This window comes from Bacteroides sp. 90-K9/2 (assembly GCF_047310725.1).
Lineage (GTDB): Bacteria > Bacteroidota > Bacteroidia > Bacteroidales > Bacteroidaceae > Bacteroides > Bacteroides vicugnae.
Genome location: NZ_JBCGVL010000013.1, coordinates 76,104 through 92,287, shown reverse-complemented (window position 1 = coordinate 92,287; position 16,184 = coordinate 76,104). Strand labels below are relative to the sequence as shown.

The window sequence follows — 16,184 nt, the reverse complement described above, 5'->3', positions numbered from 1 at the left end:
GCCCTGGATAGCGTCACTATCCGGGGCACATAGTGACGCCCTTTTTATAGAATATTTTTTTATTTGGAAGACGTGCCGCTCTCCAATATACTAACGATAGAAAACAGCGTAAAGCATATCGCTCCGAGTCCTGATAACACACGTGCCGGAATGAAGTAATCTGTATTTACAGTGGCAAGCTCGAATACAAAAGCCGCCAAAAACAGACAAGCCAATGCTGTGAATACCGGAATTAAAGGAATACGGTTGGCGAGTTTGAACTCATGCCGCCAAATTTTAGCCAAAAGAATGACTTTACTGGAAATACTGTAACAGACTAAACCTAGTCCAAGCATGATATATCCGGTAGTACCGTTGGCACTGCCTGAATCGGCTAAGATTATAAAAAATCCCCAGATAAAAGAAATGGATCCCATCAATAAAACGAGTTTGGGCCATTGTGAACGTTCTTTTTCCGAATATACATTGCGTATCTGACGGGCTATGGTAGCTACCAATGCGATCAGACTGGTACAAATGCAGGCAAGCCCTGCCATTACATGACCAGCTACAAAATATGCCGGATGCACATGACTGTTAGCCAATAAAACAAACGCCCATATCCATGCGATAAGAGAAATGAGAATGACAATGATTTCCAATGCCCGTTCCTGACCTAAAGTAAATGCTCCTTCAGGAACTTCATTACCCGTGCCTCTGGAGTTTCCCGGAATCAAAGAAAAACGGGTAGAGGAGGTGGCAGCAGTGGCTACACAACCTGTAATAAAACCTACGCCGGTTATTACATGGCCTGCCACAAAAGCTGAAGTACCATCTGCATTACTGAAAACACAGATACCTCCGATTATAGTCACTATAGCTGCCAGATAGCCGAGTATTGGTAAACCGTACTTCACAGCTTGATTATATGTATGTATGATTTGCCGGATAATAGTGGCAGCCGTGCAGAACAGCGCAATGCATATCATACCTAATGAGAATATCACAGGGCCTGCTACAACACGACCGCCGGCATCTCCATAATCATAAATGAACGCTCCGTATCCGAAGCAAAAAACAGCCATCAACAAAGGGATTGCCCTGAATAAAATACTAATTCCATAATTCATAAGTTAAGTGTTTTTAGGTTTCCCACTAAAACAAGGAGATACCTGTTTTGTTTAGGCTGTAGGCGGTTTATAATCGTTAACTTCACACGAATCCGATTAAAAGTCTTAGCTTTTTGCTCAACTAAACAAATGTTTTTGTAAATTTGCACCCTTAAAAATGGGGATACCCCTCAAATTGTAAATTGTAAATAGTAAAATCGTAGACAGCTATGGGTAAGAGATTTACTGAATATTCGCAGTTTGACCTTTCGCAGGTGAACAAAGATGTGCTGAAGAAATGGGACGAGAACCAGGTTTTCGCCAAGAGTATGACAGAACGTGATGGCTGTCCTTCGTTCGTGTTTTTCGAAGGACCTCCCTCGGCTAATGGTATGCCGGGCATTCACCATGTAATGGCTCGTACCATTAAGGACATTTTCTGCCGCTACAAAACGATGAAGGGTTATCAGGTGAAGCGTAAAGCCGGATGGGATACGCACGGACTGCCTGTGGAACTAAGTGTAGAAAAAGCATTAGGTATCACAAAAGAAGATATTGGTAAGAAAATCTCTGTTGCCGACTACAATGCGGCTTGCCGGAAGGACGTGATGAAATATACCAAGGAGTGGGAAGACCTGACTCACCAGATGGGATACTGGGTGGACATGAAGCATCCTTATATCACGTATGACAATCGTTATATTGAAACACTGTGGTGGCTATTGAAGCAACTGCATAAAAAGGGATTATTATATAAAGGATATACGATCCAACCGTATTCACCGGCTGCAGGAACAGGATTGAGCTCACACGAGTTGAATCAGCCGGGCTGTTACCGAGATGTAAAAGATACAACGGCCGTTGCCCAATTTAAAATGAAGAATCCTAAACCGGAAATGACGGAATGGGGAACTCCTTATTTTATTGCCTGGACAACTACTCCGTGGACATTGCCCTCAAATACGGCACTCTGCGTAGGACCGAAGATCGATTATGTGGCTGTACAGTCTTACAACGCCTATACCGGAGAACCTATTACTGTTGTTCTGGCTAAAGCTTTATTGAATGTACACTTCAATGCAAAAGCGGCGGATTTGAAGTTGGAGGATTATAAAGCCGGAGATAAACTTGTGCCGTTTAAAGTGATTGCCGAATATAAAGGCACTGATCTTATCGGTATGGAATATGAGCAGTTGATTCCTTGGGTAAAACCTGTCGAAGTATCTGAAGACGGTACTTGGAAAGCTAGTGATAAAGCTTTCCGTGTAATACCGGGTGATTATGTAACTACAGAAGATGGTACGGGTATCGTTCACATTGCACCGACATTTGGTGCGGACGATGCGAATGTGGCACGTGCTGCAGGAATTCCGTCACTATTCATGATCAATAAGAAAGGTGAAACTCGTCCGATGGTGGACCTGACCGGTAAATTCTATCTGTTGGATGAGCTGGATGCTACTTTCGTAAAAGAATGTGTGGATGTAGACAAATACAAGGACTATCAGGGCGCATGGGTGAAAAATGCCTATGATCCTCAATTCATGGTAGATGGAAAATATGATGAGAAAGCTGCGCAGGCTGCCGAATCTTTGGATATTGTCATTGCCATGATGATGAAAGCAGACAACAAGGCTTTCAAAATAGAGAAACATGTCCACAACTACCCGCATTGCTGGCGTACAGACAAACCGGTACTTTATTATCCGTTGGATAGCTGGTTTATCCGTTCTACCGCTTGTAAGGAACGTATGATAGAACTGAACAAGACTATCAACTGGAAACCGGAATCTACCGGAACCGGCCGTTTCGGTAAGTGGCTGGAAAATCTGAATGACTGGAACCTTAGCCGTTCCCGTTATTGGGGTACTCCGTTGCCTATCTGGCGTACGGAAGATAATACGGATGAGATATGTATCGAATCTGTAGAAGAGCTTTATAATGAAATCGAGAAATCGGTAGCTGCCGGATTTATGAAATCCAATCCATACAAGGATAAAGGTTTCGTTCCGGGCGAATACACCGAAGGAAATTATGATAAGATTGATCTTCACCGTCCTTATGTAGACGACATCATATTGGTATCAAAAGATGGTCAGCCGATGAAGCGTGAATCAGACTTGATTGATGTATGGTTCGATTCGGGTGCTATGCCTTATGCGCAGATACATTATCCGTTCGAAAATAAAGAACTGTTGGATAGCCGTCAGGTATATCCGGCCGACTTTATCGCAGAAGGGGTAGACCAGACACGTGGTTGGTTCTTTACCTTACATGCTATCGCTACGATGGTATTTGACAGTGTGTCATACAAAGCTGTTATTTCTAACGGTTTGGTGCTCGATAAGAACGGTAACAAGATGTCTAAACGTCTGAATAATGCTGTCGATCCGTTTACTACGATTGAAAAGTATGGTTCCGACCCGTTGCGTTGGTACATGATAACCAATTCTTCTCCGTGGGATAACCTGAAATTTGACGTTGAAGGAGTGGAAGAAGTTCGTCGTAAATTCTTCGGCACTTTATATAATACGTATTCATTCTTTGCACTTTATGCAAATGTAGACGGATTTGAATATAAAGAAGCGGATGTGCCGATGGCAGAACGTCCGGAGATTGACCGTTGGATCTTATCTGTATTGAATACATTGATAAAAGAGGTAGATACTTGCTATAATGAATATGAACCGACAAAGGCAGGACGTCTGATTTCTGATTTTGTGAATGATAATTTGTCCAACTGGTATGTTCGCCTGAATCGTAAACGTTTCTGGGGTGGTGAATTTACACAGGATAAATTGTCTGCTTATCAGACATTGTATACTTGTCTCGAAACAGTTGCTAAATTGATGGCTCCTATATCTCCGTTCTATGCAGACCGGTTATATACGGACTTGATTACAGCAACAGGTCGTGACAGTGTCGTTTCTGTCCACCTTGCCGAATTCCCGAAATATCAGGAAGAAATGATAGACAAGGAATTGGAAGCCCGTATGCAAATGGCACAGGATGTTACATCCATGGTGTTGGCATTGCGTCGTAAGGTGAATATCAAGGTGCGCCAACCGCTGCAGTGTATCATGGTTCCGGTGGTGGATGAGGAGCAGAAAGCTCATATCGAAGCTGTGAAGAACCTGATTATGAACGAAGTGAACGTGAAAGAAGTCAGATTCGTTGATGGTGCGGCCGGTGTATTGGTGAAGAAAGTGAAATGTGACTTTAAGAAACTGGGTCCGAAGTTCGGCAAGCAGATGAAAGCGGTGGCCGCTGCGGTTGCTGAAATGTCACAGGAAGCAATTGGTGAATTGGAGAAGAACGGAAAGTATACGTTAAATCTGGATGGTGCAGAAGCTGTTATCGAAGCATCAGACGTTGAGATCTTTAGTGAGGATATTCCGGGATGGTTGGTTGCCAATGAAGGTAAACTGACTGTAGCACTTGAAGTTACTATTACCGAAGAGTTGCGTCGTGAGGGTATTGCCCGTGAATTGGTGAACCGTATTCAGAATATACGTAAGTCAAGCGGCTTTGAGATTACAGACAAAATAAAAATAACAATCTCGAAAAATACGCAAACAGATGATGCGGTAAATGAATATAATACTTATATTTGTAACCAAGTTTTAGGCACATCTCTGGAACTTGTAGATGAAGTGAAAGACGGAACAATGCTGGAGTTTGATGACTTCTCGCTGTTTGTGAATGTGATAAAAGACTAATACTATATTGATTAACCTTTTTAAATTGTAAAATTATGGCAGAAAAGACTAGATATTCGGATGCGGAACTCGAGGAATTCCGTGCCATTATTATGGAGAAACTGGAATTGGCACAACGTGACTATGAACAGTTGAAAAAAAGTTTGATGGGACTGGACGGTAATGATACCGATGATACATCTCCTACATATAAAGTATTGGAAGAAGGAGCTAACACGCTCTCCAAGGAAGAAACAACCCGCCTGGCACAACGTCAGCTGAAGTTTATCCAAGGATTACAAGCTGCTTTGGTACGTATTGAGAATAAAACGTATGGCATCTGCCGTGAAACCGGAAAGCTGATTCCGGCAGAGCGTTTGCGTGCTGTTCCTCACGCTACGTTAAGCATTGAAGCAAAGAACAGTGGTAAAAAATAACAGATAGCAATAGGCTACAGGTAACGGGCTACAAGTAGCTGCGCAAAATTTACGCACGGCACTTGTAGCTCGTTATGTTTAATTTATAATAAACACATGAAGAAACTATTCACAAAGGGAAGAATTGCCCTGTTCGTTATCTTTTCCGTATTGATTATTGACCAGATCATCAAAATCTGGATTAAAACTCACATGTACTGGCATGAAAGCATACGTGTGACAGATTGGTTTTATATCTATTTCACCGAAAATAACGGAATGGCTTTCGGTATGGAAATTTTCGGCAAGCTGTTCCTGACAACATTCCGTATTGTTGCGGTGGCATTGATAGGATGGTATCTTTATAAAATAATAAAGAAAGGGTTCAAAACAGGCTACATTGTTTGTGTGGCTCTTATTCTGACCGGTGCTTTAGGAAATATCATAGACAGTGTGTTCTATGGAGTTTTCTTCAATGAAAGCACTCATTCGCAGATTGCCAGCTTTATGCCCGAAGGCGGTGGATATTCTACCTGGTTTTATGGAAAAGTAGTGGATATGTTTTACTTTCCGATTATAGATACAAACTGGCCTACATGGATGCCGTTTGTGGGCGGAGAGCATTTTATATTCTTTAGTCCGATCTTTAATTTTGCAGATGCCGCTATCAGTTGTGGTATCATTGCCCTGTTACTTTTTTATAGTAAATATTTGAATGAGTCATATCATTCGTTGGATAAAGATAAAAAGGAAGCTACAGATCATGAAAAGTAAATTTCGGTTTCATCTGTGTCTCATCTGCATGTTCGCTTTTGCAGTAGCCGGGTGTAAAGTGAAAAGACCCAGTGATATAATCTCGGAATCGAAGATGGAGAATTTGCTGTATGATTATCATGTGGCAAAGTCTATGGGAGATAATTTGCCTTATAGTGAGAACTATAAGAAAGCATTGTATATCGACGCCGTTTTTAAGAAATACGGGACTACGCAGGCTGCATTTGACTCGTCTATGGTTTGGTATACACGTAACACAGAGATTTTATCGAAAATTTATGATAAGGTGAAGAAGCGTTTGAAAGATGAACAGGAACTTGTGGGTGACCTGATAGCCAAACGTGATAAGAAACCGAAAATGACTAAGCAGGGTGACAGTATTGATGTCTGGTCGTGGCAGCGTATGATTCGTTTGACCGGTGAAATGATGAATAATCAATATGTATTCACTTTGCCGACCGACTCTAACTACAAAGACCGTGATACGCTGGTATGGGAAGTACGCTATCGATTCCTCGAACCGATGCTTGCCGACTCTTTAAGAGGCGTTACGATGGCCATGCAGGTGATTTATGAGAAAGATACGATCAATCATTGGAAAACGGTGACTGAACCGGGTGTGCAACAGATTCGTTTGTTTGCAGATACATTAGGTCCAATGAAAGAAATAAAAGGCTTCATTTATTATCCGGGAGATAGTCTGGAAAAGGGAGGAGCATTATTGGCTGACCGTTTCATGATGACTCGTTATCATTGTACGGACACAGTTTCGTTTGCTGTCCGCGATTCTTTGAACAAGATAAAAGCTTTGAAAGCGGATTCTTTGAAGAAGATATCTGCTAAAGAAAATGCCGACTCTTTGCATAAGATCATAGACAAAGAGAAAGATGACATGCAGCGTCTGACACCGGAAGAAATGAACCGTCGTCGTACGGGAACTCATCGCGAGAAGAAACCGGAACAGATTGAAGTGGAACAACATATCCAGAAGGAAAGAATGGAGCAAAGAAAGGAGCGTCAGATGAATCAACGCAGGCAGCAACAACAAAGACGTCAAAATCGCTGATTGTAATGAAACGTTTTGCTTCTCATTATTTGCTGATACCTGCTGTAGGATTTATGAAGCAGCAGGTGGTGGAGATCACCGGTGAGGGAATTGTCCGAGATGTATTTCCACTGACTGAAGAGATTGAGTCGGTCGAATGGATGCCGGGAGTGATTGCCCTGCTTTCTGAAAACCAAATGGAAGAAATAAAAAACACTGGGATGATTTTTAAAAACATCCCAGTGTTTTCATCCAATCTTCCCAATGTTCCGAATCAATCTTCCCAATGTTTGATGGAGTATCTGCATGAAGCGGAAAAGAAGGGGGAAGCCCTATTTCCTTATTTATTTTATCCTTTTGATTTTACTTCCATGCAGCCTGTCGACGGAACTCGGCACAGATTACTGCGGTAGCGATGGCTACATTAAGAGACTCGGATGTCTCCTGACCTTCCGGATAATTGGGAATATATAATTTTCTGTTAATCAATGCAGCGACTTCTTTTCCTATACCATTCCCTTCATTTCCCATTACTATCAGGCCATTGGCAGACAATGGTTGTTCATACATATTTTTTCCGTCCAGAAAAGTTCCGAATATAGGAGTGTCTCCGAGTGAACGGATAAAATCGGGGAGGGAAGTATAGTGCACTTTCACCCGGGCAATTCCTCCCATTGTGGCTTGTATGGTTTTAGGGTTATATACGTCTACCGTATTCTGTGAGCAGATAATATGTTCGATGCCAAACCAATCGGCCAAACGGATAATAGTACCGAGGTTTCCGGGATCTTGCACATCATCCAATGCAAGGCAAAGTGATTGGCGCACGACTTCCGGATTCAACGTATAGGATGGTTGTTCGAAAATGGCAAGTACCTGTTGGGGAGTTTTCAATAAACTGGCCCGTGAAAGATCTTCCTGTGAAACTTCTACCAGTTCACTTGCATCTATATCGGGATGTTTTTGAAGCCACGAGGAAGTGGCTGCTAAAAAACGACAAGGAAAATGTCCGAGTAAATCACCTACCAATTTAGGACCTTCAGCCAGAAATACTCCCTCTTCTTTGCGTATTTTCTTCAGTTCCAGCGAGTGGATATACTTTATTTTGTTTTTACTTAGTGATGCCATAAATTTGATATTCTTTTGCAAAGCTATAAAGATATTTCCAATCTATCCTTACTTTCCTCTCTTTTTCTTAATTTATTTTTCCCGTCAGAAAATATAATTTATCTTTGTAAGCGCATTTTTTATGCTATCGATGTAAAACCGTATGAGGAGAAATTTTCTTTATTTACTTGCTTCTTCTGCTGTCTTGTCACTTGCTTCGTGTACTACCACTAAGTTTGTGCCGGATGGTTCTTATTTGCTGGATGAAGTTAAAATTCGTACGGACCAGAAAAACATACGGCCTTCTTCCTTACGTATGTATGTTCGGCAAAATCCTAATGCCAAGTGGTTCAGCCTGATAAAGACTCAACTTTATGTCTACAATCTGTCGGGACGTGATTCAACCAAATGGGGAAACAAGTTTTTAAGAAGGATAGGGGATGCTCCTGTAATATATAGCGAGGACGAAGCGAAACGCTCTGAAGAAGAGATCACTAAGGCGGTGCATAATATGGGATATATGGCGGCAACCGTGAAGCGTTCGACCAAAATAAAAAAGAAAAAGATTAAGCTGTATTATGATGTAACGGCAGGCAAACCTTACGTTGTTCAATCTATCAAATATGATATTTATGATCCTAAAATAGCCTCTCTTCTCAAACAGGATTCTGCCAGAAGCTTGCTGAAGGAAGGAATGTATTTGGATGTGAATGTATTGGATGCGGACAGGCAACGCATCACGAATAAGTTGCTTCGGAATGGCTACTATAAATTTAATAAGGATTATATCGGATATACGGCCGATACGGTTCGTAATACTTATAATGTAGATTTGACTCAACATTTGCAGATGTATAAAGTGCATGCGAGTGATTCGGCAAGGGCACATCAGCAATATTGGATCAATAAGATTAATTTTATTACGGATTATGACGTTTTGCAGTCTTCTGCTTTGAGTAGTGTGGATATTAATGATTCGGTTCATTATAAGGGATATCCGATTTACTATAAGGATAAGCTCTATTTACGTCCTAAAGTGCTTACGGATAACCTCCGGTTTGCTTCCGGCGATTTGTTTAATGAGCGTGATGTGCAACAAACCTATTCCAGTTTCGGGCGTTTGTCTGCATTGAAATATACGAATATCCGTTTTATCGAGACTCAAGTTGGAGATTCAACAATGCTCGATTGTTATGTGATGTTGACTAAGAGCAAACATAAATCGGTATCTTTCGAGGTAGAGGGAACCAATTCTGCCGGTGACTTGGGGGCGGCGGCTTCCGTTTCTTTCCAGAATATGAATCTCTTTCGCGGATCGGAAACGTTTATGATAAAATTCCGTGGAGCGTATGAGGTTATTTCCGGGCTTCAAGCTGGTTATTCAAATAATAACTATACGGAGTATGGGGTGGAAACGAGTATCAACTTTCCTAATTTCCTGTTCCCATTCATTTCCTCTGATTTTAAACGGAAAATCAGGGCTACAACAGAGTTTGGTTTACAGTATAATTATCAGTTGCGACCGGAGTTCTTGCGCACGATGGCTTCTGCTAACTGGAGTTACAAGTGGACGCAGCGTCAGAAGATACAACACCGTATTGATTTGATAAATATTGCTTTCCTTTATTTGCCCCGTATCTCTGAAAGGTTTAAGGAAGACTATATAAATAAGGGACAGAACCATATATTCCAGTATAATTATCAGGATCGGCTGATTATAAATATGGGATATAGCTATAATTATAATAGTGTAGGAGGATCGATTATCAATAATACGATTGTTTCTAATTCATATTCCATCCGTTTTAATTTCGAATCGGCGGGAAATGTAATGTATGCTCTGTCAAAGGCTGCAAACATCCGGAAGAACAGTGATGGTGAATATGCTATTCTAGGGATTCCATATGCTCAATATCTGAAGGGAGAGTTTGATTTTGCTAAGAATATCAGAATTGATTATCGTAACTCTTTTGCGTTTCATGCCGGTGTGGGAATAGCTGTACCTTATGGAAATGCGAAGACTATTCCGTTTGAGAAACAATATTTCTCCGGTGGAGCCAATAGTGTCCGCGGATGGAGTGTTCGCGATTTGGGACCGGGCTCTTTTGCAGGAAATGGGAATTTGCTCGATCAATCCGGAGATATTAAACTGGATGCCAGTATTGAATACCGAAGCAAGTTATTCTGGAAGTTTCAGGGGGCGGTATTTATTGATGCCGGTAATATCTGGACCATCCGGAGTTATGCCAATCAACCTGGAGGGGTTTTCAAGTTTGATAAGTTTTATAAGCAAATAGCAGTGGCCTACGGATTGGGTCTTCGCTTGGATTTAGATTTCTTTATTCTGCGCTTTGACGGAGGTATGAAAGCTGTCAACCCCGCCTATGAAACGAGGAAAGAGCATTTCCCCATCATCCATCCTAAATTCAGTCGTGACTTTGCTTTCCATTTTGCTGTGGGATATCCTTTCTAATCAGCCATTTATTATTTACTCTTACTAACTCGAGCGTATCTTGCAGGGAACTTACGTATTCCATTTTTCCTCCGATAGGATGAATGACGAATGCATTTTTGATTTGGCAGACAACTGACGCTTCTTCTAAATTAGCATCTACCTCACTTGAAATAACAGAAACTTTTGCAGCGCCTCGTGTCTTGAGTTGCTCCAGATGGGGTTGACCGACATTGGATGCCAAGAAACTAAGATAAGATTGGGAAGAAGGCGTGCTCCATTCTTTGGCGACCGGATAATTGAAATTATAAAAGGCTTCGCAGAAATCAATGGCTGTCTGTTCTATTTGAGTTTGAGGAGTTTGTTGCTGACAAGATAGGCAGGTGAAGATTAGAACAGAATAGATAAGTGTATGTAGTTTATTCATAGTACAAAAGATTCTTGATAGAAGAAGATAAGATTGAAAAAGGAGATGAAACTCCCGTATGATGTTTCATCTCCTTCGTATTTGTTTTTATTTTTAGCGGGCGGCAAACATAAGATTGCTCATTGTAGCCTGGCGTGCTGCCAGCATGCCTTGAGCATCCAACGTTACATTCATCTTTTCGCCATTTGGCAAGAACAAATCAGCAGTGCCATCATTGTTCATTTTTACTAATTCAGCGCTTTCACCGTTTGCAACGACATTCCATGTATTGGCTTCTTTGTTGTAGATCAGGTCCATTGAAGCAGTTTCGCCCTCTTTAGTAATGGAATATCCATTCTCAAGAGTTTTCACCATGTAGTTGCCGTTTTCTCCTTTTACTTTCTTTACATCACCTACATTAGCCATCGGATTGGAGCCACTCCAGAATTCGATTGAGTTGATAACTAAAGCATCAGCCAAGTAAGCTACACCATAAACTGGAATAATGTTGAAAGCAAGGAATACGAGTTCGTTTACAAACTTGTTTCCAACTGATTGATTCCAGGAAGACAGGCGGTTGAATAAACCGAATGATCCTACACAAGAACTGAATAATAAGCTACCGCTAAGTACTACTGCGACTAAAGTCAGTTTCCCTTTTTTCATGTTAAAATGTTTTTGATTAATAAAAAATATTGATAATTTCTCTCTTATGTGTATGCAAATATAATATTTTTTAATTAATCGGGACTATTATTTCTAATTTTTGTATGCTCTTGACTTCCGCCGTGACAATTCGTTTCCTATGATATGGTCTATTGAAAATTTACCGGGACCGGCAATATACATCAATATAAATACGACCAAATAGATGAAAGCTAGCTCTTTAACTGCAAAAACGTCATTTGCATGAACTACAAAGAAGGCTACTATCATTGTGAAAATCATCGGGATCATTGCCAAGCGATACAGGAATCCGATGATAAATGCCATCGAACATACGAGTTCGCCAAAAATTGCTAATCCGAGAGATAGGGGACTTCCTATTCCAAGCGGATCAGGAAACACTGCTGACATCTCCTGGAAGTTACTCCATTTCTGGATACCATGGTTCATTAATAATATACCGAAGATGAGCCGGACAGCCAATAGCAACAAAGATACCTTCGTTGTATTCGATTTTGTGGGAAATAAAAAACTATAAATCATAAGTTGTTCTATTTTTAAGTTTATATCTATTTATATAAACATAAAAAATCTTGAATTTGTTCTTTATTGATAGCAAAATTTGTTTGGACCTTATTCCTTATTTAAAACATAATGGTCTGCAAGTTCTCCGGTTATTTCTTGTTTATCCATTGTTAGCTTGCGTAAATGATTTTCTCCCACTTTATAATAAGAAAGTTCTCCGCCTTCTTCTTTAAGAGTCAACAGATTGTCTTTTAAAATATATGTACCTTTCTCGTCAAATGAGCTGTCTCTATCGATATATACGGAATGGAGGCTGAATGTTTTGTCCGGATTTAATGTCAGGGTTATTTCAATGCCCGGACAATCGGCAGCAGGGAAAACTCCTTTATAAGTCCCTTCGTAATCAAGTGAATTTTCCGCATTATGGATATCGGTTGCTTCGATTGAGGTGCTGTCTGTACCGGCACTCTTGTTTGTTTTCGCGCTATTGTTGCAGGCTGCCAAAAGGGCACATGAACATACTAAAATGAAAAATTTCTTCATAATTATTGCTTCTATTAGTTAGTCTAATTGAGTATATTGGACGTAAAGGTATAAATTTAAAATGGAATCTTTATAGTAAAAAGAAACGAACAACTTTATTTATGAATAAATAAACTTTGTATCTTTGCGGAAAATTCTAAAGAGATGGCACAACATACTTATGACAATGAAACTGTTCAGGAATTATTGAACTGGGCAAAAAAGATGATTGAGACAAAGAATTATCCAACAGAAAGATATCAGGTCAATAAATGTACTACCATTATTGATGGTAAATCGTATTTGGAATCTTTGATTGCAATGATTTCGAGAAACTGGGAGAATCCGACTTTTCATCCTACTATTGAGCAATTATGGGAGTTTAGGGAAAAGTGGGAAAATAAAGAAGCATAGTAAATTGCGATTCAATGTTGAATGATAAATCATTTATGAATATGAAAATGCACTCTTATCTGACATGATTAGAGTGCATTTTTATTTATTAGTTTGATATTTATCAGCTTCCTAGAAAGGCAGCCACCTTTTCTTCTTTTTTAGGGATGTTTTTTCTTCTTCTCCGCTTTGGCTATAGACATCTGCAAACGTCTTTTTCTCTTTGATCATTTCGTAAATGACTCCCCAGTCCGGCAAACCACCCAGGTTTCGGTCGTCAATGAACATATCGGCTTTCAACTTTCGAGAGAATCCCTGATGGTCTTTCTGCTCTTCAGGATAGTCCTTATTAACGGCATAAAATTCTAAACCTCTGGCTTTACACCATTCGACAGCTTCGTCCAAAAGTGCTCCTTCACGCACACTCCATAGTATTAAACGATGCTTTTCTTGTTGCAATAACTTCAATGTGTCAATAGCGAATGGAATCTCTTCACCAATGCGTGGATAACGATGTTCTACAATCGTTCCGTCAAAATCAACAGCTATAATCATAGTTTTTAATTACCTAATTTGGAACAAAGATACGGACAGTAAGCCAAAAAAACGTATCTTTGTCTCAAATTAACATTTTAATAAAAATATAAATACATGAACAATTCCCCTCAGCGTGCTGCTAAAGGCTTTACGAGAGCATTTTGGGTCAGCAACACAGTCGAACTGTTTGAGCGTATGGCATATTATGCCGTTTTTATCGTTCTCACTATTTATCTATCTTCCATTTTAGGTTTTAATGATTTCGAAGCAAGTATGATTTCCGGGCTTTTTTCCGGTGGATTGTATCTGCTTCCTATTTTTTCCGGTGCGTATGCTGACAAGATCGGTTTCCGGAAATCAATGATTATAGCATTTTCCTTATTATCCATCGGATATTTAGGGTTGGGTGTACTGCCCACTTTGCTGGAAGCTGTCGGTTTGGTTAGCTATGGTGCCACTACTCAATTTAATGGTTTGCCTGATAGCTATACCCGGTGGATTATCGTGCCGGTTTTGTTTGTACTTATGGTGGGAGGTTCTTTCATTAAGTCCATTATCTCTGCTTCTGTGGCTAAAGAAACAACGGAAGCAACTCGTGCCCGTGGTTATTCCATATTTTATATGATGGTAAATGTGGGGGCTTTCACCGGTAAAACGATTATCGATCCTTTGCGTAATGTCATTGGTGAGCAAGCGTATATCTATATTAATTATTTCTCCGGTGCGATGACAATAGTTGCTTTACTTGCTGTTATTCTTCTTTATAAATCGACGCATACGGCAGGTGAAGGAAAAAGCCTCCATGAGATTGGACAGGGATTTATGCGAATCATCACAAACTGGCGTTTATTGATTCTTATTTTGATTGTTACTGGTTTCTGGATGGTGCAGCAGCAGCTTTATGCCACTATGCCTAAATATGTGATTCGTATGGCTGGCGAGACGGCAAAACCGGGTTGGATTGCCAATGTGAATCCGTTTGTGGTGGTTTGTTGCGTTAGTTTTATCACCCGTTTGATGGCCAAACGCAGTGCGATTACTTCGATGAATGTGGGAATGTTTTTGATTCCTATTTCGGCATTACTGATGGCATGTGGAAATCTGCTGGGTAATGATCTTATTACAGGCATGAGTAATATTACTCTGATGATGATTGCGGGTATAGTTGTACAGGCGCTTGCCGAATGTTTCATTTCACCGCGTTATCTGGAATATTTCTCTTTACAGGCTCCTAAAGGAGAAGAAGGAATGTATTTAGGATTCAGTCATTTGCATTCATTCCTTTCCTCCATTTTCGGTTTTGGTCTGGCGGGAATTCTGCTCACTAAATATTGTCCGGATCCGGCTTTGTTCGAGACGAGGGAAGCATGGGAGGCAGCTAGTGGAAATGCCCATTATATATGGTATTACTTTGCTGCTATAGGTCTGATTGCCGCTGTAGCGCTACTATTATTTGCAAAAATCACCGAATCCATCGACAAAAAGAAGGAAGCTTCTCGGTAATTCTCTGCTTTTTTATGTATATTTGCCGTCACTTTGCTGTAAAAGTTGACGGCATTTTGCATTTTAATAAAGAGGATAAAACATGAAAGTAAAATTTATAAGCCTGGCGAGTGGCAGTAGTGGGAACTGTTATTATCTGGGCACTGAAACCTATGGGATACTGATAGATGCCGGAATCGGCATACGTACTATCAAAAAATCACTGAAAGATTATAATATCTTGATGGATAGTATTCGTGCGGTATTTATAACGCACGATCATGCCGACCATATTAAAGCAGTGGGTAATCTGGGAGAAAAAATGAATATTCCTGTTTATACAACTGCACGTATTCATGCTGGAATCAATCGTAGCTATTGTATGACGGAGAAACTTAGCTCGTCAGTTCGGTATCTGGAAAAGCAAGAGCCTATGACGCTGGAAGATTTTCACATCGAATCTTTTGAAGTGCCACATGATGGAACGGACAATGTGGGATATTGCATTGAAATTGATGGCAAAGTCTTTTCTTTCTTAACCGACCTTGGAGAAATTACTCCTACAGCTGCTTATTATATCAGTAAAGCCCATTATCTGATACTTGAAGCTAACTATGATGAGGAAATGCTCAAAATGGGCCCTTATCCTCAATATCTGAAGGAACGGATTGCAAGTAAAACCGGACACATGAGTAACTCTGATACTGCAGAGTTTCTGGCGGAAAATATCACTGAACATTTGCGATATATCTGGTTATGCCATTTAAGTAAAGACAATAATCACCCGGAGTTGGCTTATAAAACGGTGGAGTGGAAATTAAAGAACAAAGGTGTTATTGTAGGCAAAGATGTGCAACTGCTTGCTTTAAAGCGAAATACGCCTTCCGAGCTTTATGTGTTCGAATAAAGACGAAAAAAAGATAGTAAAAAAGCTGCATGATTGTTTGGTCAAATAAAATAAAAGACCTACTTTTGCAACCGCAAACGAGGAATTAAGCACTCTTAGCTCAGTTGGTAGAGCAACTGACTCTTAATCAGTGGGTCCAGGGTTCGAATCCCTGAGGGTGTACAAA

16 protein-coding genes and 1 tRNA gene are annotated in these 16,184 nt (G+C 40.4%); 10 read left to right on the top strand and 7 right to left on the bottom strand.

Features of this window, described 5'->3' with window-relative positions:
- Positions 1-59: 59 nt before the first annotated feature.
- Positions 60-1,109 (bottom strand): DUF2776 domain-containing protein, encoded by a 1,050-nt coding sequence (locus AAHJ11_RS20620; protein ID WP_195650286.1) that lies wholly within the window; start codon positions 1,107-1,109, stop codon positions 60-62.
- Between the two features lie 209 nt (positions 1,110-1,318).
- Between AAHJ11_RS20620 and ileS the strand changes: the two genes are divergently transcribed.
- From ileS to AAHJ11_RS20595, 5 genes are all read left to right on the top strand, one after another.
- Entirely contained in the window at positions 1,319-4,807 is a 3,489-nt protein-coding gene (ileS, locus tag AAHJ11_RS20615) for an isoleucine--tRNA ligase (RefSeq protein WP_234133454.1), read from the top strand.
- Positions 4,808-4,842: 35 nt separating this feature from the next.
- Entirely contained in the window at positions 4,843-5,223 is a 381-nt protein-coding gene (locus AAHJ11_RS20610) for a TraR/DksA family transcriptional regulator (RefSeq protein WP_004295883.1), read from the top strand.
- A 96-nt stretch (positions 5,224-5,319) separates the two neighbouring features.
- Positions 5,320-5,976: a lipoprotein signal peptidase gene (locus tag AAHJ11_RS20605; RefSeq protein ID WP_148366639.1), complete on the top strand. Its 657-nt coding sequence runs from the start codon at positions 5,320-5,322 to the stop codon at positions 5,974-5,976.
- Entirely contained in the window at positions 5,966-7,042 is a 1,077-nt protein-coding gene (locus AAHJ11_RS20600; RefSeq protein WP_413580073.1) for a DUF4296 domain-containing protein, read from the top strand. Before AAHJ11_RS20605 ends, AAHJ11_RS20600 begins: the two co-directional genes overlap by 11 nt.
- Before the next feature lie 5 nt (positions 7,043-7,047).
- A complete protein-coding gene (locus AAHJ11_RS20595) occupies positions 7,048-7,434 on the top strand; it encodes a hypothetical protein (protein ID WP_148366641.1) in 387 nt (128 codons plus the stop codon).
- On the opposite strand, the gene AAHJ11_RS20590 is transcribed toward AAHJ11_RS20595, so the two are convergent.
- Entirely contained in the window at positions 7,385-8,149 is a 765-nt protein-coding gene (locus tag AAHJ11_RS20590) for an RNA methyltransferase (protein WP_320975242.1), read from the bottom strand. The two genes, AAHJ11_RS20595 and AAHJ11_RS20590, sit on opposite strands and share 50 nt — an antisense overlap.
- A 142-nt stretch (positions 8,150-8,291) precedes the next feature.
- Between AAHJ11_RS20590 and AAHJ11_RS20585 the strand changes: the two genes are divergently transcribed.
- Positions 8,292-10,601: a BamA/TamA family outer membrane protein gene (locus AAHJ11_RS20585; protein ID WP_413580072.1), complete on the top strand. Its 2,310-nt coding sequence runs from the start codon at positions 8,292-8,294 to the stop codon at positions 10,599-10,601.
- Here the strand turns inward: AAHJ11_RS20585 and AAHJ11_RS20580 are convergent.
- The 4 genes from AAHJ11_RS20580 to AAHJ11_RS20565 all read right to left on the bottom strand — a co-directional run bounded on the left by AAHJ11_RS20580 (position 10,555) and on the right by AAHJ11_RS20565 (position 12,720).
- The gene (locus AAHJ11_RS20580) at positions 10,555-11,007 is read right to left on the bottom strand and encodes a hypothetical protein (RefSeq protein WP_298045686.1); all 453 of its coding nucleotides are present in this window, start codon (positions 11,005-11,007) and stop codon (positions 10,555-10,557) included. The genes AAHJ11_RS20585 and AAHJ11_RS20580 overlap by 47 nt on opposite strands.
- 93 nt (positions 11,008-11,100) lie before the next feature.
- The gene (locus AAHJ11_RS20575; RefSeq protein WP_195650289.1) at positions 11,101-11,652 is read right to left on the bottom strand and encodes a DUF3332 domain-containing protein; all 552 of its coding nucleotides are present in this window, start codon (positions 11,650-11,652) and stop codon (positions 11,101-11,103) included.
- Positions 11,653-11,745: 93 nt separating this feature from the next.
- Positions 11,746-12,195, bottom strand: a complete 450-nt coding sequence (locus AAHJ11_RS20570; protein WP_413580071.1) for a DoxX family protein — start codon at positions 12,193-12,195, stop codon at positions 11,746-11,748.
- A 90-nt stretch (positions 12,196-12,285) separates the two neighbouring features.
- A complete protein-coding gene (locus tag AAHJ11_RS20565; protein ID WP_258980696.1) occupies positions 12,286-12,720 on the bottom strand; it encodes a copper resistance protein NlpE in 435 nt (144 codons plus the stop codon).
- Positions 12,721-12,864: 144 nt separating this feature from the next.
- On the opposite strand from AAHJ11_RS20565, the gene AAHJ11_RS20560 reads away from it, so the two are divergent.
- Complete coding sequence (locus AAHJ11_RS20560) at positions 12,865-13,113, top strand: DUF6965 family protein (protein WP_413580070.1); 249 nt, start codon at positions 12,865-12,867, stop codon at positions 13,111-13,113.
- Between the two features lie 111 nt (positions 13,114-13,224).
- Here AAHJ11_RS20560 and AAHJ11_RS20555 read toward each other — a convergent pair whose 3' ends face one another.
- Positions 13,225-13,647, bottom strand: coding sequence for a BT0820 family HAD-type phosphatase (locus AAHJ11_RS20555; RefSeq protein ID WP_148366648.1), 423 nt, complete (start codon positions 13,645-13,647; stop codon positions 13,225-13,227).
- A 96-nt stretch (positions 13,648-13,743) separates the two neighbouring features.
- On the opposite strand from AAHJ11_RS20555, the gene AAHJ11_RS20550 reads away from it, so the two are divergent.
- The 3 genes from AAHJ11_RS20550 (at position 13,744) to AAHJ11_RS20540 (ending at position 16,180) form a co-directional block, all read left to right on the top strand.
- Positions 13,744-15,132 (top strand): peptide MFS transporter, encoded by a 1,389-nt coding sequence (locus AAHJ11_RS20550; RefSeq protein ID WP_413580069.1) that lies wholly within the window; start codon positions 13,744-13,746, stop codon positions 15,130-15,132.
- 82 nt (positions 15,133-15,214) lie between these two features.
- Positions 15,215-16,018: an MBL fold metallo-hydrolase gene (locus AAHJ11_RS20545; RefSeq protein WP_148366649.1), complete on the top strand. Its 804-nt coding sequence runs from the start codon at positions 15,215-15,217 to the stop codon at positions 16,016-16,018.
- Between the two features lie 89 nt (positions 16,019-16,107).
- A tRNA-Lys gene (locus tag AAHJ11_RS20540) sits at positions 16,108-16,180 on the top strand.
- The last annotated feature ends 4 nt before the right edge of the window (positions 16,181-16,184 follow it).